The organism is Dietzia sp. 179-F 9C3 NHS, from assembly GCF_045369825.1.
Lineage (GTDB): Bacteria > Actinomycetota > Actinomycetes > Mycobacteriales > Mycobacteriaceae > Dietzia.
Window position 1 is genome coordinate 1 of record NZ_JBIQES010000014.1, and the last position, 19,167, is coordinate 19,167.

The following is a 19,167-nucleotide window of genomic DNA, read 5'->3' on the forward strand; positions in this document are numbered from 1 at the left end:
GCGCTGCGGCACTTCATGGACTACCTGCTCGACCCGGCCTACGAGTGGGCCGAGCAATGCCAGGACCGGTTCGCCACGCATCCCGTACAGATCATTACCGAGGCCAACTCGGCCCGCCACGTCCACGAGGGCCCCGGCGACCCACGCAAACGGGCGTACACCACCGACGAACTGCAGGACCTGTGCGATACCGCGGACGAGCAGGTCACCCGCCGCTATGAGGTCGGCACGAAGGGAGCGATGGTGGCGCTGCGAACCGCCACGATCACCAAGGTCGCCTACGCCTGGGGGCTGCGCCGCAACGAAGTACGCATGCTGGACCTGACAGACTTCGGACCGAATCCGCGGGCACGGCAGTTCGGCCGATTCGGGGTCTGCTACGTCCGATACGGCAAGCCCGGCAAAGGATCCCCCGCCAAACGACGCGGCGTACTGACCGTCCCGGAGACCGCGTGGGTGATCGACTGCCTCGAGCAGTGGATCGACCAGGGGCGCCCCAGTTTCGACCGCACCACCGGGACCGCATTATTTCCAACCGAACGATCCGAACGGATTTCGAACGGGGCACTGTCCCACAGCTTCGCCGACCTCTGTGACACAGCCGGCCTGACCGACCCCGGACTGGACTTTCACTCCCTGCGCCGCAGCTACGTCACGCTGCTGGTCGAGTCCGGCTACGACACCCGCTTCATCCAAGAACAGGTCGGACACGAGTACGCCTCGACCACCTCGCTCTACACCTTCGTCTCCCCCGACTACCGCAGCCGCGTCGTGGCCGCCGCCCTACGCGCCGCAGCTGACCGTCTGCCCGAAAGGACGACCGAGACATGAAGCACCGGATCGCCTACCAGTGGCGACTACGCCAAGTCATGACCGCCCGGGACATGCACAACCTGTCTGACCTGATCACCCCGCTACACGAGGTCGGCATCGAGCTCTCCGCCTCGCAGCTCTACCGCCTACTCGGACGCACCCCGGACCGGCTGCCCCTGGCCCTACTCGGCGCCCTGTGCCACGTTCTGGACTGCAGCGTCGAAGATCTCTGCGACTTCCGGGTCGACACCGCACCCTCGCGGCGAACCGCCACCGACGCCTCCCCCGCAACTGATGGGCCGCTGCGCCCGAAACGGGCCCACATCCACCGACCCGGCCCACCGGCGTAAACGGCACCCCAGGTGGCACCCCCATGGCTGACACATCGAAGTACCACTGCACACGGTGCGACGACGAACGCCAGCATCGCGGCGTGCGTTGGCCCGAGGGCTTCGTCTGCCGCCGTTGCTACCAACAGGCCACCCGCCGACGCGGAACGTGTCCGCGCTGCCTGACGCCGGATCGACTGCTACCCGGCCTCGCCGACGATGAGGCCATCTGCACCGACTGCGCAGGAATCGACGACCCCCGACTGACCTGCACCCGCTGCGGCGATCAAGACGAACCCCACCGCCGAGGACTCTGCGCCCGATGCTGCCTCACCGACGACCTGACCGCCCTGCTCACCACCGCCGACACCGGACTGGTCTCGACCGAGCTGCGACCACTACTCGACGCGCTGACCAGCCAGGACCATCCCCGCAGTGCGCTCATCTGGCTGCGCAATCCCGACGTTCGCCAGCTCTTGGACGGGTTCGCGCAACACCGCGTGCCCATCAGTCACGACACCTTCGCCCACTACCCCGCTGAACGCACCGCACGTCATCTACGGGACCTGTTCATCAGCTGCGGAATCCTCGCACCCTATGACCGCAACCTCGACCGCTTCACCAACTGGCTCGAGAAGAAGCTCGCCTCCACTCCAATCCACCAATCGCAGCAGGTCATCACCGGATTCTCCACCTGGCACCACCTGCGCAACCTCCGCGCCCGCGCGCAGCGCCAACCCCTGGAGAACGGGCCGATCGCCAACGCCAAACAGGAGATCACCGTGGCGATCGACTTCGTCAACTGGCTCTACACCCGTAACACTGCGCTGGAGGCGGCGACACAGTCCGATATCGACACCTGGCTCGCTACTGGGCCGACCACCCGCAGCACCGCCAGGATGTTCGTCAAGTGGTGCATCACGCACCAACACATAGCCGCCCACCTCGCGTTCCCCCACCGACGGGCCCGAACCAGTCCCATGACCAGCGACGATGAGCGCTACGCCCAATTGGCCACGATTCTGGAACGGCGAGAGACCCCGGTGTGGGTCAAAGCCGCCACCGTCCTGCTGCTGATCTGCGCGCAACCAGTTTCGCGCATCGCCGCAATCCGACTGGACGCACTGAGAACCGACGACAGCGGCGGCCTGTGGATCCGCTTCGCCGACGCCGAGGTAGCACTCCCGCATCCGCTCGCCGACCCAGTGATCGCGCTCATCGAGCATCGCCCCAACATGACCACCGCCGCCAACCGAACATCCCAGTGGCTATTTCCCGGAGTCACTGCAGGTCATCACATCAACCCGCAGTCACTGATGGGCAAGCTCCGCGACAACGGGATCGACCTTCGAGGCGCACGCAACAGCGCCATGCGCGAGCTGGTCCGCAGCATTCCCCCGGCGATCGCGGCAACCCAGTTCGGATACAGAGCTCAGACAACCGAGCGTCACGCATTCATCAGCGGCGCCACCTGGAGTGCCTACCCCGAACTCCACCAGGAACCCGGCCGCTGATCGACTTCGACCTGCGGAGTTGGCCGCGGGTGCCAACGCTGACGCTTCTCGGCGCCGAGGTCGGATGGTATGCAATCGTCCGTCATCGAACGGTCCAGATCCGCCTACGCAGCACTCGGGAACGGGTATCGTTACGCGTTTCCGTTATTACCCACTGAAGTCCGGGCAGGTGCGGACTTGCGGTTGGCGAGTACAGAGCCGCAGCCGATCTTCGTCCCGGGCTGGCGCCCGTGAACTGGCCGTATCTGCGCCCCCGGACCCCAACCCCACTGGGAACTCGACACCTCAGAACCCGGCACCTGATCAGTAAGCAGTGTCGTGTGCGGCCCCCGGGTACACCACGATGACTACCCTCTGCCCCATGCGGATCACGGCGATCAACCTCCACCCCGTCAAGAGCGGAGCGATCCGTCCGGTGTCCGCGGCGCCGCTCGATCCCGGAGGTCTCCGCGGGGACCGGCGATGGATGGTCGTGGACGGCGACGGTGAGGCCGTCACGGCCCGGACGCTGCCCGAGTTGTTCCGGGTCGTCGCCGACACGCCCGTCACCGACCCCGCGGTCACCGCGGACCTGCGTCTCGGCGCGGACGGCCATCCACCGCTCGACGTCACCGCGCCGACCGGCCCGCCGCTCCGGGTCACGATGTTCCGCCGGCACCGGATGACGGCCACTCTGGCCGCGCCGGACGCCCACGAGTGGATCCGTTCCGTCGTCGGCCGTGCGGACCTCCGACTGGTCTGGTGTCACGACCCGTCGCTCCGGAGGCTCGATCCCGCCCTCGCCTCCGCGCACGACCACGCCGCGTTCCCCGACAGCTACCCCGTGACCCTCGCCACCGAGGCGTCCCTCGCACGGCTCAACGAATGGATCGGCGGCGACACTCCCCTCCCGATGTCACGATTCCGGCCGAACATCGTGGTGGACGGCGACGAGCCCTTCGCCGAGGATTCCTGGTCCCGCGTGAGACTCGGCCCGGTCGAGTGCCGGGTGGTGCGGAGCGTCGACCGGTGCGTCATGACGACGATCGACCCCACGACCCTCGCCAAGGGACCGGACCCCCTGCGCACCCTCGCGCGTCACCGCCGGCGGGACGGGAAGACGTGGTTCGCCCGGCACCTCATCCCGGACGGGTCCGGTACCGTCCGGGTCGGCGACGAGGTGGCGGTGCTTCCGCGGACGAGTTGAACGGTGACGAACCTCTCCGCCGAGGGCCGCCTCCGCGCGGTAGACAGGATGCCATGGCCGAGATCACGATCGCGGGAGCGGACCTCACCGGCGACAAGAACGACCCCAAGGGCAAGAAGGCCCGCCGGAAGGCGGCCGCGCGGCTGCTGGAAGCGCTCATCGAGATCGACGCCTCCGGTCGCTATCCGCGAATCGAGGTGGTCCGCCCCTGGTCGGACCACAACCCGATCATCGTCGGCGAGATGGCGCGCCCCGCGGCGATCGACTGGTACCTCGCCCGCGAGCTCAAGGCTCTGCTCAAACTCGGCGCGCAGATCACCGTCGCCCCGTCCCGGCAGGCACTGGGCTTCGACGATCCCCTGTTCTTCGACGCCGTGGACGAGCAGCGGTTCGACCTACGCGCCAAGAAGCTGTTCCTCTTCGGCCCCGAACGGATGGCTCTCTCCCTGGACCGTCTGGCCCACTACACCGGGACGCCGGCGGAGTCGTTCCAGCGCCACGTCCTGTTCACCAACTACCGCATGCACGTCGAGGCCTTCCTCGAACGCTTCCCCGACGCCGAGCGCCCCCACCGCGACGACGTCCAGATGCCCGCCTACCACGCACCCGCCCCGGACAGCAGCGGCGTCACCCTGATCAACATCGGAGTGGGCCCCTCCAACGCCAAGACCGCCACCGACCACGTCGCCGTGCTCCGCCCCGACACCATGATGATGATCGGGCACTGCGGCGGCCTGCGGAACCGTCAACGGATCGGCGACTACGTGGTGGCGACGGGGTTCCTCCGCAAGGACCACGTTTTGGACGAGGTCCTGCCCACCACCATCCCCGTCGTACCGACGGCCCGCCTCAACCGCCTGCTTATCGAGGAACTCGAGGCACGGGGTTCCGAGTTCCGCATGGGCACGGTGTACACCACCGCCGACCGCAACTGGGAGCTCAACCAGCAGCAGCCCCTTGCAGACATGCGGACCGCCCGCTGCGTGGCGGTGGACATGGAGTCCGCCACCGTCGCCGCCAACGGCTTCCGGTACCGCATCCCCAACGCCACCCTCCTGTGCGTCTCGGACAAGCCGATGCACGCCGCCCCCAAGCTGGCCGGCGCCGCCGCCGAGTTCTACGCCCGCTCCAAGCAGATCCACCTCGACATCGCGCTGGCCACCCTCGACCGGGTCCGGGAGCTCCACCCGCGCGGCTTGCCCACGCAGGACATCCGCTCCTACGTAGAGCCGCTCATCGGCGCCGAGTGAGACCCGCCGCGGGCGGTGATGTGTCAGAACATCGCGATCGCGCTGCTCACCGTGCTCGTGCTCCGGGCCGGGGCAATCCTGGCACGAGGCCCAGGGCGCCCGCACCGTTCCGGCGGTGCGGCGCACACGACTGTTATGGAGCGCCGCTCTGTTATCGTGCCCGTATCGCACTCTCGAGCAAAGGAGTACCACCATGGTGACCCTCTCCGCCGAGGGGCCTCTCCGGACCCTTCACCTCGGCGACGACGAGAACCGCTTCTCCCCCGACTGGCTCGAATCGGTCGAGTCCGCACTGGACGACCTCGAGTCCTCGGCCGAGCCCACGGCGCTCGTCACGATCGGCGGCGGGAAATTCTTCTCCAATGGCCTGGATCTCGAATGGCTGAGGGAGAACTTCGACCGTCACGACGAGTATGTCGAGCGGGTCCACACACTTTTCGCACGGGTACTCACCCTGCCCGTCCCGACGGTGGCCGCGGTCAACGGTCACGCCTTCGGTGCCGGTGCGATGCTCGCCATGGCTCACGACTATCGCGTCATGAGGTCCGACCGCGGATACTTCTGCTTCCCGGAGGTTGACATCCGCATCCCGTTCACGCCCGGGATGAACGCGCTCATCCTGAGCAAGCTGACCCCGGCCGCGGCGCTCGCCTCCATGACCACCGGACGCCGCTTCGGCGGGGTGGACGCCGAGAGGATCGGCATCGTTGACGCCACGGCCGATCTCGACGATCTGCAGGAGACCGCCGCCGGCGTCGTTCGCGACCTCATCGGCAAGGACCGGGCGACGCTGGGCACGATCAAGGCGAGAATGTTCGAGGGGGCGCTCGCCGCGCTCCGCGGCCACGGGCCCGTCTGACGAAGCCGATGGGACGCCCCCGCCGCCACGATCTCGACGGGCTGCTCGGACACGCCAGGGCCCTCTGGGTCGCCCGCGGTCCCGCGGGCGTGACCATCCGTGGACTCGGTGCATCCTCGGGCGCCTCGAACGGCGCCCTTTACCACGCCTTCGGCTCCCGCGATGGCCTGCTGGCCCGGGTATGGGCACTGGAGGCGAAAGCGTACCTCTCACTCCTCGAGGACAGGATCGACCGGGCGCGGGCCGACACCGGCGCGATCGAGGCGCTCGTCGCGGCCGCTCTCACCCCCGCAGCGTTCGCGGAGTCGGACCCGGACGGCGCCCGACTCCTCCTGTCTACCCGCACCGACGAACTCCTCACCCCCCGCCTCGACGACGAGGGGCGCGCTCTCCTACGCGGATTCCACGCCCGTCTGAGCGGTCACCTCGCCGACCTCGCCGACGGCCTCTGGGGTCGGCGGGACGACGTCGCCGTGACGACCGTGCGCCATTGCGTCGTCACCTTGCCCGGCGCTCTCCTCCTCCGGGCCGAGCACCTCACCGATCCGGTGTCGCTCCATGTCCTCGACCGGGCCGTCCGGGGTGCGGTCTCGGAGCCACCACCCGGACCCGGGCGCCAGGCTGGATGAACCGACAGCAGTTGCGCGCGGCGTCCATGCCCGTACCCTCGCGCCCATGACTGCCGTTCTCATGATCCTGACCGCGTCCGACCACTGGACCCTCAAGGACGGCTCGCGTCACCCCACGGGCTTTTGGGCCGAGGAGTTCCTCGCCCCGTACGAGGTCTTCCGGAAGGCCGGCTGGGACGTCACCGTCGCCACGCCCGGCGGCACCCCGCCCACCGTCGACCAGACCAGCCTCGGACTTTTCGGGGGCCTGCCGCCCAAGACCCGGCGGATCAAGGAGGCTCTCACCGAGCTCGCACCGGTACTTGATGCCCCCGTCGACCTGGAGACCGTCGACCACGCCACCTACGACCTGGTCTTCTACCCGGGCGGCCACGGCCCGATCGAGGACCTGGCCTACGACAAGACGTCCGGTCGGCTCCTCGCTGACCGGCTCGCCGCGGGACGTCCGCTCGCCATGCTGTGCCACGCCCCCGCCGCGATCCTCGCCGCCTCCGACGGGCGGGAGGCCTCTCCGTTTGCCGGCTACCGCATGACCGGTCTGTCCAACCGCGAGGAGGCTCTCAACGGGCTGGCCAAGAAGGCCCCGTGGCTGCTCGAGGACCGGCTCCGGGAGGCCGGGATCGAGTACTCCAGGGCCCTGCTCCCCCTGCAGCCGCACGTCGTGGTCGACCGCGCCGTCTACACGGGACAGAACCCGCAGTCCTCCCGCGTGTTGGCCGAACGGCTCGTCGCCGACCTCGGGTCGGCATCGTGACCGGCGGCGGAGAGCCACCGCGCCGGTGCGCCTGGCGGGCGTCGACGACGCGCCGTCGCTCGGTCGGCTCCTCCACGCGTTCAACACCGAGTTCGACCGCCCGGTTCCGGAGGTGGCGCAGCTCGGCACCCGGTTCGCAGGCCTGCTCGCCGGGGACGACGTCCTCGCCGTCATCGCCTGCGACACCACCGGGGACGGGGACGACGTGGGGTTCGGGCTGATCACCCTGCGCCCAACCCCCTACCGGGACGGGCCGCTCGCCCAGCTGGAGGAACTCTACGTACGCCCCGACCAGCGCTCGCGTGGGATCGGCACCGCACTGATTTACCGGGCTCGATCCGAGTGCGCGGCCAGGGGCGCCCGGGAGATCCACCTCATCGTGGCGACCGAGGACGCCGACGCCCGCCGCTTCTACGCCCGTCACGGATTCTCGGGCTCCGACCCCGACTCGGGCTCCGATCTCCTCTGCTACCTACGACAGCTGTAGCGGTCAGGTCCGGACCGTCAGTGTCTGCGCCACCGAGCCCAGTGGTCCGACTTCGTCGTGCAGGATGCTGTGGGTGAGCCCGAGCCCGCCCGCGCCGAAGGTCACCCGCGTGTCGAAGCCCACCCACTCCCCGTGCGGCTCGCGCACCAGGGGCGCGGTGAGGTCGATGTTGGGATACTCGACGTCCGCCGGGGACTCGCGCACGGCCATGCCGTTGGCGATGTCGAACAGCCCCACTGCACGCGCCAGCGGGCTGAGGTCTTCCCCCGCGAGAAGCGGCACATCGGTCCGCACCCAGTACCGCGCCCGGCCCGGCCGGTCATAGTCGCGACGCACCTCGGCCGAGGCCAGGTAACCGCCCTGCCAGAGGGTGGTGGGGTCCCAGGGCTCCATCTCCGACGGCGGCGGCAGCGGGTCGAAGCCGTCGCCGGCCACCGCGGAGGAGTCGCGCGGCTGCTGCAGCCAGGCACGCAGCCGGATCGCCGGCCGGTCGCCATGCCCGTAGGTGGCTTCGACCAGCTCGATGGTCCGGCCCGGCCGCAGCACGCTCACCTGCACGTCGACGACGTCCATGGGCACCACGCCGAGCAGGTCGTAGGACAGGCGCGAGATCACCATCGGGTCGTCCCGCCGCGCCGCGAGGTCCTGCTCGACCGCGTGCGTCAACAGCCCCAACGCGGGACCGATGTGCTGCATCGACAGATCCCAGGCGCCGCTGGTGTTCTCGGTCGGGTGGAAGCTCGCCGGCCCGAGCCGCTCGAAATAGGCCATGGCCCTCTCCCTGATTGAGCGAATCGTGATTAACCGGATCGTACACAGCGGCGCACCCCGGCCCGCCGATTCCGTGCGACGCCGCGACCGGTGGGGTTGACTCTCCCCCATGAGCGACGAGCAGTTCGACACCTTCAGCACCCCGATCGACGACCGGTACCTCGACGACTACACGCCCGGAGCCCGCTACCGCTTCGGCGAGGAGTCGGTCGACGGCGAGGAGATCATGGAGTTCGCGCGGCGGTACGACCCGCAGAGCATCCACACCGACCCCGAGGCCGCGGCAACCGGCCCGTTCGGTGGCCTCATCGCCAGTGGCTGGCAGACCGCCGCGCTCATGATGCGGCTCTTCGCGGACAACTACCTCACGGCCAACGCCAGCCTGGCCTCCCCCGGGATCGACGAACTGCGCTGGGTGCGACCCCTGCGCCCGGGCGACCGGCTCACGCTGATCTGCGAGACCGTCGAGGTCCGGCCCTCTCGGAGCAAGCCTGACCGCGGGGTGCTCACCACGAAGGCCACCCTGCTCAACCAGGACGGCGACCCGGTCCTCACCGCTACCGCCCTCAACATGGTGGGCCGGCGGCCCGGGGCGGACGCGGGATGACGAGCCGATGCGCGAGTGGGTCTTTCTGGTGGGCCCCCACGAAGACGCGCTCACCGCACGGATCGAACAGCCCAGGGCGCTTCTCGATAGCCTGTTCTGCCCCCGGGTTCAGAGCCGCGGGGTGAGGTGGAAGATCGGCAGCTGCCGGGTGGTCCGGCTCGCGTAGATCTCGTAGTTGGGCCACGTCCGGACCGCGGCACGCCACGCCGACGACCGGTCGGCGTCCGCGATCTCGCGCACGTCCACCTTGAGCCGTACGCCGTGCACGGACATAGCGACCTCACCCTCGCCGGCGGCGCGGAGGTTATGGACCCACACCGGCGCCTTGGCATCGCCCCAGTTGGAGCCGACGATCACGAACCCGTTTCGCCACGACGCGCACAGCAGTGGCGTGCTGCGCTCGACGCGGCTCTTGCGGCCGGGCACGTGCAGCATGAGCGTGGGCAGACCCGCGATCCGCAGGAGCGGCACCCTCCCCCGGGTCGCCTTGCTGAGCCGCCGGTCGAGGGAGACAACGAGATGAGAGTTCTCGCGCGCGGCGTCGAGACGACCGACCCAGATCGCGACCGGGGTGAGGAGGTTGGGCATGGGGGCGATAGTACGAGGTCAGGAGCACCCGACTCAACGGGACAGGTGTCAGTCGGCGACGGCAACGACCTGCACCGATTGCATCCATCCCCGTCTCAACCCCGCCTCCAGGGCGGCGAGGTGGAACGCCCACATCCGCCGGTAGACCGCGTCGAACCCGAGCGCGGCCGCGTCACGCCCCCTGTGGGCGAACGTCTCCGACCACAGGCGCACGGTCTCCGCGTGATGCGCGGTGGCCTCGACGCGACCCTTCAAACGCAGGCGGCGTCGCCGGGAGACGGCCTCCACGAGGTCCGGCCACGCCATCGGGGGACCCGCCTCGGACACGTACAACGACCGCCACGCGGACAGCTCCACCACCGCGGGGACGGGACGCGCCGGGGCGACCGGCGTCGCCAGTGCCATCCGGCCCCCGGGGGAGAGGTGCTCGACGGCCACGTCGAGCACCGCCGTGAGCCCCGCCATCCCCGAGGTCGAAGCCGGCTCCACGGCCACCACCGCGTCGAGGCTGCCCCCGACGTCGGTCGGCCCACCGAGCGAGAGGGCGATCTCCTCGCAGAGGTCCGCGGCGGCGAACCGCGAGCCCAGTGCGGCCAACCGCTCCGTGGAGGTGGTGGAGGTCCGCACGTGGGCGCCGCGCTCCGCAGCCCGCATGGGCAGCTCCCCCCAGCCCGGCGTGGCCACGTAGGTCCGGGAGCCGTCCGCGACCCCCGCGAGCGCGAGCAGGGTGTCCGCGGCGCGGCGCTGGGCGTCGCCGAGGTCGGACCGGCGCGGTGGCGGAGCCGGCGCGTCCAGATGGACGAGATCGGTGCCGTCGTCCAGTCGCGACCGCGTCCGGGCGCCGGAGGCGAACACCGCGCCGGACGTCGACATCGTCTCGTCCGTGTAGAGCGAGGTGAGCGCGCCGGGCACCGCGTCCTCGAGCTCGACCGGCCCCGGGCGTCCCCGGCGGCGGGGCACGACGGACGGTGCCCGGCCCTCACGGCCGTAGGCCCTCTCCCCGGGATGCGCGCAGTCGGCGTTGGCGGCGATCCACGGCGCCAGCGCCGCGATCGCCGACCGCAGGTCGCAGGACGTCCACTCCCCCGCCATGAACGACTCGCCGAGGCCCACCACGCCACCCGCGGCCAGACGGGCCCAGAAGTGCTCCGGCTCCGCCAGGACGATCCGCACCGGGGCGTCGAACTCCCCCGCCGCCGACGAGTCCGGGTAGTCGATCCGCACCCCGAGCTCCCGGGCCGACCGACGAAGGGCCTGCGCCACGTCACCGGCCGCCTGGCCGCCGATCCCGTCCGGATCGGCGAGACCGGGCCAGCGCTCCAGATCGACGGTCTGGGGTTCGAGTCGGACCACCGGTCCCCTCCTCTCGGGCCACGTGAGGTGGACGGTACCGCCGACCGGGGCCCGTGCCCGTCAGGCGCGGCGGGGGGTGTCGCCCACCACCTCCGACCGGCTCCGCGTGCGAGTGACCCTTGGGACGCTCTATCCTGGGGACTCGTGCCCGCGCGCCACGCGCGCTGGCCGTGGCCGACGAACCTGAGACGGTCACGACATACGCACCCTCACCAGGAGCCCCTATGACCGAGCCCGCATTCGACCAGGTCAGCGAGACCGCATCGACAGCCCGCCGGCACCGCGTCGTCATCATCGGCTCCGGGTTCGGCGGCCTGTTCGCGGCCCAGGAGTTCGACGGCAAAGACGTGGACGTGACGCTGGTCGCCAAGACCGGGCACCATCTGTTCCAGCCACTGCTGTACCAGGTCGCCACCGGCATCCTCTCGGTCGGCGAGATCGCCCCGCCGACCCGGCTCATCCTCCGTGACCAGGAGAACGCGACGTGCGTGCTCGGCGACGTCGACAAGATTGACGTCGAGGCCAAGAAGCTCCACGCGACGGCGGGTCACATCGGCTTCGACCTCGAGTACGACAGCCTGATCGTGGCCGCCGGTGCCAACCAGTCCTACTTCGGCAACGACCACTTCGAGCGCTGGGCTCCCGGCATGAAGACGGTTGACGACGCCCTCGAGCTGCGCTCGCGTATTCTCGGCTGCTTCGAGCAGGCCGAGGTGAGCAACGACGAGGAGGAACGACGCCGACTGCTCACCTTCATCATCGTGGGCGCCGGACCGACCGGCGTCGAGATGGCGGGCCAGGTCGCCGAGTTGGCACAGATCACGCTCAAGAACAGCTTCCGACGCATCGACCCCGCCTCAGCCCGGGTGATCCTCCTCGACGCCGCGCCCGCGGTGCTCCCGCCGTTCGGCAACAAGCTCGGCAACGCGGCCCGCGCCCGGCTCGAGAAGATGGGTGTCGAGATCCAGCTCAACGCCATGGTGACCGACGTGGATTACCACGGCATCGAGGTCAAGGACCCGGACGGCTCCGTCCGCCGCATCGACGGCTCCTGCAAGATCTGGTCCGCCGGCGTCCAGGCCAGCCCGCTGGGCAAGATGCTCGCCGACCAGACGGGCGCCGAGGTGGACCGGGCCGGCCGAGTCCTGGTGCAGAAGGACCTCTCCTTGTCCGGCCACCCGGACATCTTCGTGGTGGGCGACATGATGGCCCTCGACAACCTGCCCGGCGTGGCCCAGGTCGCCATCCAGGGCGGCAAGTACGCGGCCCGGCAGATCATCGCCGGAGTCGAGAAGGGCCAGACGCCGGACCAGCGCAAACCGTTCAAGTACTTCGACAAGGGCTCGATGGCCACGGTGTCGCGCTTCAGCGCGGTGGTCAAGGTCGGCAACTTCGAGCTCGCCGGCTTCATCGCCTGGGTGATGTGGCTCGTCGTGCACCTCGCCTATCTCATCGGCTTCAAGAACCGCCTCACCGCGCTCTTCTCGTGGGGCATGCACGTGGGCGGCGACCACCGCTCGCAGCTCACCTCCACCAAGCAGTGGGTGTACGCGCGCCAGGCAATCGAACGGGTCCAGGCCGACGAGGCCGCCGCGCTCAGGTCAGCGATGGAAGCGGCGTCGGCCTCGGAACCCGTGCAGGGCCCGCCGGAGGACGCCGGAGACGCACCGGCGCCGAGCGCCACCACCGCCCGCGACTGACGGGCGCCCGCGCTCAGCCCTCGCGGGGGGCGGGCGGCTCCAGGTTCGCCAGACGGACCTGGCCAACCGCGGCCGTGCGCCCGGAGGCGTCGGTGATCTCCACGCGCCACAGCTGCTGGGTGCGCCCCCGGTGAACAGGTGTACCAGTCGCCGTGAGGGTGCCCTCGGTGACGGCGCGGAGGAAGTCCGTGGAGTTGTTGACGCCGACGACCCTGCCGTCTCCGCCGAGCCACACCGATCCGGCGACGCTGGCGACCTCCTCGACGATCGCACAGTGGACGCCTCCGTGCACGATCCCGTGCGGCTGGTGCAGGTGTGGCTCGACCGGGACCGTCACGACGACCCGATCCGGGCCCACCTCGACGTACTCGATCCCGACGACGTTGCCGAAACCCTGCTTCTGGTGCGCCCGGATCTGCGCCATCACGTCGTCTGACATCGGATCACTTCCTCCGCGGCCCGGACCGTCCGGGCTCCTCGGCTACCGACGCTACCGGGCGCCGGCCAGACGACGGGCCGCAACACAGGTCAGCGGACGGACCGCCACCCACGGTCGCGCACCGGGATCGGGCCCGAGCCGGGCGTCCGTGGCAGCGCGCTGCGCGTCCGGACCGCCAACCCCGCGTCGTGAAGCGCCTTGAGGACGTACTGCCCCCTGCGATATCCCACCTCCGGGCTCGTTGCCGCGAAGGTCGGCACGATCGTCGCGGCACCGAGGACGCACTCCCCGACCGTCGACCAGAGGGTGTCCACGTCGCAGGTGCTCACCTCGGACAGTCGATCGAACACGGGCGCCAGCGTCGCGCGGGACCGGCAGGCGAGCCAGTAGGCGAGCGCCTCCTCGCACGGCAGAACAACGGTCCCGGGCGCCGGGGCCGCCGGGTCCCCCGGCAGGACGCGCAACGTGGTGTCGCGGACCCCCGCCCAGTCCAGGCCGCCCTCGATATCGGTCCGTACGGCGAGGTTCTCCGCACCCGTGTCCCACACCCGGCCCGTGGTGACGAAGCTCGCCACCGCCCGCCCGAGCACGCCGTGGGCGAACGCGTCGGCCACCAGGTAGGTGGCGAAGCGGAGATCGCCGGACTCGGCGAAGTAGTTGCGGAACATCAATTCGACGCGGCCGCCGCTGACGGCGCGCTCCAGCGGTACCCAGCGCCGCCGGGACTGCGTGGACAGGTCCGCGAGCGAGTAGAACTTCGGATACCCCGGGCGGAGCCCGGCGAGGACCCCCACCGTCTCGTCGAACACCGACACCGCTGCCGTCGTCTCGCCCTGCGTGGAGCTGGTCATGCGTGGGTCCCCTCCCCCCATGTGGTGCCCCGCACGACACCTGGTGTCGCACCCGGAGCACTGGCCGGCCCGTCCCCCCTCGAGACGGTCCCCACCGGCCGGATCGGGCGCCCCGCCACGATGCGTGTCCCCTGAATCGTGGTCGGCGCCGTACTCCCGTTCCGGTATTCAGTGATACAACACATCGCACCCGTGAACCAAGGTGGCACGGGCAATTTTCCCAATATGTGCACTCGGGACACACATGTCGTATCAGCAACTTTACGTCCCGCCGGGCCCTGAATCCCTCCCCCCGGGCGGGCATCCCCGCAGGTCCTCAGCCGCGTGGGCGGTCGACTAGGCTGGCACGCATGAGTACTGAGCGTGCCGACGGGCAGCCGACCACCGACACCACCGGAACCGCGGACATCGGGGTCACCGGCCTCGCCGTCATGGGCTCGAACATCGCCCGCAACTTCGCCCGACACGGATACACCGTCGCCGTGCACAACCGCTCGGGCGGAAAAACGGACGCCCTGCTCGCCGAGCACGGACACGAGGGCACGTTCGTCCGCACCGAGACCGTGGCAGAGTTCGCCGCCGCCCTCCGCACCCCGCGTCGCGCGCTCGTCATGGTGCAGGCCGGCGGCCCGACCGACGCGGTGATCGAGGCCCTCGCCGACGCCTTCGATCCCGGCGACATCATCATCGACGGCGGCAACTCCCTCTACACCGACACGATCCGGCGCGAGAAGGCCATGGCCGAGCGCGGCATCCGCTTTATCGGCGCCGGGATCTCCGGAGGTGAGGAGGGTGCCCTCGAGGGCCCGTCGATCATGCCCGGCGGCCCGGCCTCGAGCTACGAGGTCGTGGGCCCGATGCTCGAGGACATCTCCGCGAAGGTCGACGACACGCCCTGCTGCACCCACATCGGCGACGACGGCTCCGGGCACTTCGTCAAAATGGTGCACAACGGCATCGAGTACGCCGACATGCAGCTCATCGGCGAGGCCTACCATCTGCTCCGCGGCCTGGTCGCCATCGAGCCCCCCGCGATGGCGGAGGTGTTCCGCGAGTGGAACACCGGCGAACTGGACTCGTATCTCATCGAGATCACCGCCGAGGTACTCGCGCAGGTCGACGCCGCCACCGGGCAGCCTCTCGTCGACGTGATCGTGGACGAGGCCGGCCAGAAGGGCACCGGCCGCTGGACCGTCAAGTCCGCACTCGACCTGGGCGTGCCCGTCACCGGCATCGCCGAGGCCGTCTTCGCCCGCGCGCTGTCGAGCTCGACCCCACAGCGTCGCGCGGGTCGCGCGTTGCCGGAGTTCGCACTCCGGACCGACGGCGTCGACCCGGACTCGTTCATCGAGGACGTGCGTCGCGCGCTCTACGCGTCCAAGGTCATCGCCTACGCCCAGGGATTCGACCAGATCACCGCGGCCGCCACCGAGTACGGCTGGGACATCGACCGCGGCGCGCTGGCGACGATCTGGCGCGGCGGGTGCATCATCCGCGCCACGTTCCTCGACCGGATCCGTGAGGCGTACGCCGCCGACCCGGAGCTGCCGACCCTCCTCGCCGCGCCGTACTTCGCCGACGCCCTCGCGGACTGTGTGGAGAGCTGGCGTCGAGTGGTCGCCGAGGCCGTCACCGTCGGCATCCCCGTCCCCGGCTTCGCCGCCGCACTGGCCTACTACGACGGCCTGCGCACCGAACGCCTGCCGGCCGCGCTCATCCAGGGTCAACGCGACTACTTCGGCGCGCACACCTACCGACGTACCGACCGGGAGGGCAGCTTCCACACCCTGTGGAGCGGTGATCGCTCGGAGGTCGAGGTCTGAGCGGCCCCCGCCCCGCCGACATGGACGAGGCCCTCGCCGCACTGGGGGTGTCCGTCCCGATCCGGCACGCGGTCTCGTCGCTGGTCTCCGGCCCACCGAGCGACATCCAGGCGGCCGCGCTCGGGGACGCCGTGGGCGGCCGGGACCTGCTCGCGGTGGCGCCGACCGGCTCAGGCAAGTCCCTGGTGTTCGCCGTCGCCGTCGCCCACCGACTCGCGGGCTCCCCGAGCGTGCCAGGGCGGCCCCGGGCGCTCGTCGTGGCCCCCACCCGCGAGCTCGCCGCGCAGTGCGCCGAGGTCGTCGCCGAGGTCTGCGCCGGCGCCGGCCTGAGGGTGGCCTCCTTCGTCGGGGGGCAACCGCTGTCACGCGACCGCCGCGCCCTCGTCGCCCCGGTCGACGTCGCCGTCGGGACACCCGGGCGCCTCGCCGACCTCCTCAGGGGCGGGGCGCTCACCGCCACCGACGCCACGGTCGTGGTCCTGGACGAGGTGGATCAGCTCCTCGGCCCGTCCTTCGCGGACCAGACCGCGATGCTCCTCGCCGCGTGGGAGGGCGCCACCCTGCTGGCGACCACCGCAACCGCGGACGACGCGGTCGTGGAGGACATGCGCGGACGCCGGCCCGGCCTCGCCGTCCACCGCGTGACCATTCCCTCGCCCACGGCCGCGGACGGTGCGGCGTCGTCCACCACCTCCGGGCCGCCCCGACGCCTGGTCGTGGTGGCCACCGCTGACCCGGACGCTTTTGCCGCCACGCTCGCCTCGCGGTGTCGGCGCGCACTGTTCTTCGTCCCCCGCCGCGACGCCGTCGAGCCACTCCGAGCGGCGATCGCCGCCACCGGCGTCCCCGCCTCCGGCGTGGACGGCTCGGCCTCGCCGACCCGGCGCGCGAGCGCGTTCGCCGAGCTGACGTCCGGGGCAGCACGGGTGCTTGTGACCACAGACCTCGCCGGACGTGGCCTCGACCTCGCCGCGATCGGGCACGTCGTCCACGTGGGCCCACCGCACTCGGTCGCCGACCTCGTCCACCGATCGGGGCGGACCGGCCGCGGGGATGCGGCCACCGGTGTCGTCGCGGCGCTCGTCCGGCCACACGAGGTGGCGCGCGTCCGCGCCCAGGCCACCGAGGCCGGCATGACGGTCGAGGTCGTCAACCCTGCGGATCGGTCCGCAGGCGAGCGGCTCACCGCTGCCTTCGGCCCCGAGATCGACCGGCCTCGCCGTCGGCGTGAGCCCGCGCCCCCCGCCCGCAGCCGGCGGCCCGCACGGTCCCGGGACCACCGGCCCAAGAGGAAGCACCGGTCGTGACCGCGGGCGGGCATCCGGCACCGGCGGTGGTACCCGAGGAGATCTGGACCGCCTGGGCACGTCGGCACCGCGCCGCCGTCGACGCGCTGACGACCGACCACCTCGAGCGTCGCCGGCGCGGCGAGCCCCACCCCGTCGTCGACTTCCTCTTCACCTACTACCGCACCAGCGTGAGCACAGCCGGGCGGTGGCACCCGGGGCCCGGCCTGCTCCTCGAGGGGGCGCACCGCACCGAACGCAGGACCTGGAGGCACTACCGGCACGCGCAGGTCGATGGACGGGCCGGGCTCGTCGTGGACGCCGACTCGGTGCTCTCCCGCGGCGGAGAGCGCCTCGAACGGAACCGTCGCATCGCCGAGGCCACGCTGAGCCGACCGGGCGCCACGGGCTGCTTCGGTCTCCACGAGTGGGCGATGCTCTACGGAACCAGAGGAAAGGAGATCCGTCACGGAACTGTTCCACTACGCCTGTCGCACGAACGCATCGACGAGGTGGTCCACGCCTCCACGCTGCGCTGCACGCATTTCGACGCCTTCCGGTTCTTCACCGAACCCGCCGCCCCGCTCAACGCGCACCTGCTCACCCGGGACGACCAGCCGCACCGGGAACAGCCGGCGTGCCTGCACGCCGGGATGGACGTCTACGCGTGGGTCGCGGCGATGGAGGCGGGCGCTCCCGGCGAGCTGCTCGTGGACGCGCTCACCGCGGCGTTCGACGCCCGCGAGATCGACATGCGCTCCTCCCCCTACGACCTGTCGCGGTGGGGACTCGAGCCGATCCCGGTCGAGACCCCGGCCGGACGGGCGACGTTCGTGGCGTTCCAGCGCCGGTGGATCGCACGATCCTCCGCCCTGAGGCGCCGCTACCTCGCGGCGGCGGCCCGGGTGGACGCCTGGTCTTCCGGGGCATCGCACGGAGACGATCAGACGGGGGTCGCGCCGAACGTCCGCTCGGCGACCTCGGCCACGATGCGACCGAACTCGGCGTAGGCCTCGTCGCCGGAGGTCGCGGACCGCAGCACGAGCCCCATCGTCCTCCCGGGTCGGGGCTCGGCGAACCGGGCGACACCGATCCCGGGGTCCCGGGACTCGGACTCCACGGCCGACTCGGGGACGAGCGTCACTCCCAGCCCCCCGGCGACACACCGGACGGCTGTGGTGAGCGAAGCCGCGCGGGTGTCGCCCCGGCCCAGGACCCGGGCGGAGACCTGCCGGCAGAGGTCCAGGGTCTGGCCCCGGAGGCAGTGGCCCTCGTCGAGCAGCAACAGCGGCACCTCCCCCAGGATGTCCAGCGGCAGGTCGTCCCGGCCCACCAGTTCGTGCTCCGCCGGAAGTAGGAGGGCGAAGGGTTCGTGATAGAGCGGGATCTCCTCGATTCCGGCGGTGTCCGCGGGCAGCGCCAGGACGGCCAGATCCACCGAGCCCGAACGCAGCCCGTCAAGTAGGCGGGACGTCTGGTCCTCGACGATGCGGGGCCGCAGGTCCGGGAAGTTCTCGGCGAGCGCGGGGAGGAGTCCGGGCAGGAGGTAGGGGGCGGCGGTGGGAATCACGCCGATCCGCAGGGGCCCGAACAGGGGCCCGCTACTCCCGGCGGCCGCGTCCGTGACGGCGTCCATCGCGGCCACCCCGGCCCGTGCGTAGGGCAGCAGTCGCTCGCCGGCCGGGGTCACCAGCACACTCCGCGTGTTCCGCTCGACGAGCCGCAGGCCGAGCCCCTCCTCCAGGGTGGCGAGGGCCTGGGAGAGCGACGGCTGGCTGAGCCCGAGGTCCGCTGCCGCGCTCCGGAAGTGGAGTCGCTCCGCGACGGCCAGGAACACCCGTAGCTGCGTCACACTCGGGACGAACCTCTGATCGGGCATACCTATGAGACTAGGGCAGTCCATAGGCGAAGTCGAGCAAGCATTATTC

Annotated in this window: 20 protein-coding genes; 14 read left to right on the top strand and 6 right to left on the bottom strand. The window is 70.8% G+C overall.

The window, feature by feature from the left end; genetic code table 11:
- From ACH0BZ_RS14125 to ACH0BZ_RS14165, 9 genes are all read left to right on the top strand, one after another.
- The coding region (locus ACH0BZ_RS14125; RefSeq protein ID WP_406899227.1) for a tyrosine-type recombinase/integrase at window positions 1-831 on the top strand (831 nt) is incomplete at its 5' end.
- Window positions 828-1,163, top strand: coding sequence for a helix-turn-helix transcriptional regulator (locus ACH0BZ_RS14130; protein ID WP_182642486.1), 336 nt, complete (start codon window positions 828-830; stop codon window positions 1,161-1,163). The genes ACH0BZ_RS14125 and ACH0BZ_RS14130, both read left to right, overlap by 4 nt.
- Window positions 1,164-1,186: 23 nt before the next feature.
- Window positions 1,187-2,656: a hypothetical protein gene (locus ACH0BZ_RS14135; RefSeq protein ID WP_406899228.1), complete on the top strand. Its 1,470-nt coding sequence runs from the start codon at window positions 1,187-1,189 to the stop codon at window positions 2,654-2,656.
- Window positions 2,657-3,017: 361 nt separating this feature from the next.
- On the top strand, window positions 3,018-3,842 hold the full coding sequence (locus ACH0BZ_RS14140) for an MOSC domain-containing protein (protein WP_406899229.1): 825 nt from the start codon (window positions 3,018-3,020) through the stop codon (window positions 3,840-3,842).
- Window positions 3,843-3,895: 53 nt separating this feature from the next.
- Window positions 3,896-5,092, top strand: coding sequence for a hypothetical protein (locus ACH0BZ_RS14145; RefSeq protein WP_406899230.1), 1,197 nt, complete (start codon window positions 3,896-3,898; stop codon window positions 5,090-5,092).
- Window positions 5,093-5,285: 193 nt separating this feature from the next.
- Complete coding sequence (locus ACH0BZ_RS14150) at window positions 5,286-5,951, top strand: enoyl-CoA hydratase-related protein (RefSeq protein WP_406899231.1); 666 nt, start codon at window positions 5,286-5,288, stop codon at window positions 5,949-5,951.
- 8 nt (window positions 5,952-5,959) lie between these two features.
- Entirely contained in the window at window positions 5,960-6,580 is a 621-nt protein-coding gene (locus tag ACH0BZ_RS14155) for a TetR/AcrR family transcriptional regulator (protein ID WP_406899232.1), read from the top strand.
- Window positions 6,581-6,626: 46 nt separating this feature from the next.
- On the top strand, window positions 6,627-7,334 hold the full coding sequence (locus ACH0BZ_RS14160; RefSeq protein ID WP_406899234.1) for a type 1 glutamine amidotransferase domain-containing protein: 708 nt from the start codon (window positions 6,627-6,629) through the stop codon (window positions 7,332-7,334).
- A 25-nt stretch (window positions 7,335-7,359) separates the two neighbouring features.
- A complete protein-coding gene (locus tag ACH0BZ_RS14165) occupies window positions 7,360-7,821 on the top strand; it encodes an N-acetyltransferase family protein (protein ID WP_406899235.1) in 462 nt (153 codons plus the stop codon).
- A 3-nt stretch (window positions 7,822-7,824) separates the two neighbouring features.
- Here ACH0BZ_RS14165 and ACH0BZ_RS14170 read toward each other — a convergent pair whose 3' ends face one another.
- Window positions 7,825-8,592, bottom strand: a complete 768-nt coding sequence (locus ACH0BZ_RS14170) for a thioesterase family protein (protein WP_406899237.1) — start codon at window positions 8,590-8,592, stop codon at window positions 7,825-7,827.
- Between the two features lie 109 nt (window positions 8,593-8,701).
- Between ACH0BZ_RS14170 and ACH0BZ_RS14175 the strand changes: the two genes are divergently transcribed.
- Window positions 8,702-9,199, top strand: a complete 498-nt coding sequence (locus tag ACH0BZ_RS14175) for a MaoC family dehydratase (protein ID WP_406899238.1) — start codon at window positions 8,702-8,704, stop codon at window positions 9,197-9,199.
- 108 nt (window positions 9,200-9,307) lie between these two features.
- Here ACH0BZ_RS14175 and ACH0BZ_RS14180 read toward each other — a convergent pair whose 3' ends face one another.
- Together ACH0BZ_RS14180 and ACH0BZ_RS14185 are read right to left on the bottom strand one after the other, a co-directional pair.
- Window positions 9,308-9,787 carry a nitroreductase family deazaflavin-dependent oxidoreductase gene (locus ACH0BZ_RS14180; RefSeq protein WP_406899240.1) on the bottom strand — a complete coding sequence of 160 codons (480 nt, stop codon included), beginning with the start codon at window positions 9,785-9,787 and terminating at the stop codon, window positions 9,308-9,310.
- 48 nt (window positions 9,788-9,835) lie between these two features.
- Window positions 9,836-11,140, bottom strand: coding sequence for a class I SAM-dependent methyltransferase (locus ACH0BZ_RS14185; protein WP_406899242.1), 1,305 nt, complete (start codon window positions 11,138-11,140; stop codon window positions 9,836-9,838).
- Between the two features lie 224 nt (window positions 11,141-11,364).
- Here ACH0BZ_RS14185 and ACH0BZ_RS14190 point away from each other — a divergent pair, with 224 nt between their 5' ends.
- Window positions 11,365-12,840, top strand: a complete 1,476-nt coding sequence (locus ACH0BZ_RS14190; RefSeq protein ID WP_406899243.1) for an NAD(P)/FAD-dependent oxidoreductase — start codon at window positions 11,365-11,367, stop codon at window positions 12,838-12,840.
- Between the two features lie 13 nt (window positions 12,841-12,853).
- Here ACH0BZ_RS14190 and ACH0BZ_RS14195 read toward each other — a convergent pair whose 3' ends face one another.
- Together ACH0BZ_RS14195 and ACH0BZ_RS14200 are read right to left on the bottom strand one after the other, a co-directional pair.
- On the bottom strand, window positions 12,854-13,279 hold the full coding sequence (locus tag ACH0BZ_RS14195; protein WP_406899244.1) for a PaaI family thioesterase: 426 nt from the start codon (window positions 13,277-13,279) through the stop codon (window positions 12,854-12,856).
- An 89-nt stretch (window positions 13,280-13,368) separates the two neighbouring features.
- Window positions 13,369-14,130 carry a hypothetical protein gene (locus ACH0BZ_RS14200; RefSeq protein ID WP_406899245.1) on the bottom strand — a complete coding sequence of 254 codons (762 nt, stop codon included), beginning with the start codon at window positions 14,128-14,130 and terminating at the stop codon, window positions 13,369-13,371.
- 350 nt (window positions 14,131-14,480) lie between these two features.
- Between ACH0BZ_RS14200 and gndA the strand changes: the two genes are divergently transcribed.
- The 3 genes from gndA to ACH0BZ_RS14215 are packed head-to-tail and all read left to right on the top strand — an operon-like array spanning window position 14,481 to window position 18,249.
- Complete coding sequence (gndA, locus tag ACH0BZ_RS14205; protein ID WP_406899247.1) at window positions 14,481-15,953, top strand: NADP-dependent phosphogluconate dehydrogenase; 1,473 nt, start codon at window positions 14,481-14,483, stop codon at window positions 15,951-15,953.
- 20 nt (window positions 15,954-15,973) lie between these two features.
- Window positions 15,974-17,260: a DEAD/DEAH box helicase gene (locus ACH0BZ_RS14210; RefSeq protein ID WP_406899249.1), complete on the top strand. Its 1,287-nt coding sequence runs from the start codon at window positions 15,974-15,976 to the stop codon at window positions 17,258-17,260.
- Window positions 17,257-18,249, top strand: coding sequence for a hypothetical protein (locus ACH0BZ_RS14215; protein ID WP_406899250.1), 993 nt, complete (start codon window positions 17,257-17,259; stop codon window positions 18,247-18,249). The genes ACH0BZ_RS14210 and ACH0BZ_RS14215 overlap by 4 nt, the downstream gene beginning before the upstream one ends.
- On the opposite strand, the gene ACH0BZ_RS14220 is transcribed toward ACH0BZ_RS14215, so the two are convergent.
- Window positions 18,183-19,118 carry a hydrogen peroxide-inducible genes activator gene (locus tag ACH0BZ_RS14220; protein ID WP_406899252.1) on the bottom strand — a complete coding sequence of 312 codons (936 nt, stop codon included), beginning with the start codon at window positions 19,116-19,118 and terminating at the stop codon, window positions 18,183-18,185. The genes ACH0BZ_RS14215 and ACH0BZ_RS14220 overlap by 67 nt on opposite strands.
- Window positions 19,119-19,167: the final 49 nt, after the last annotated feature.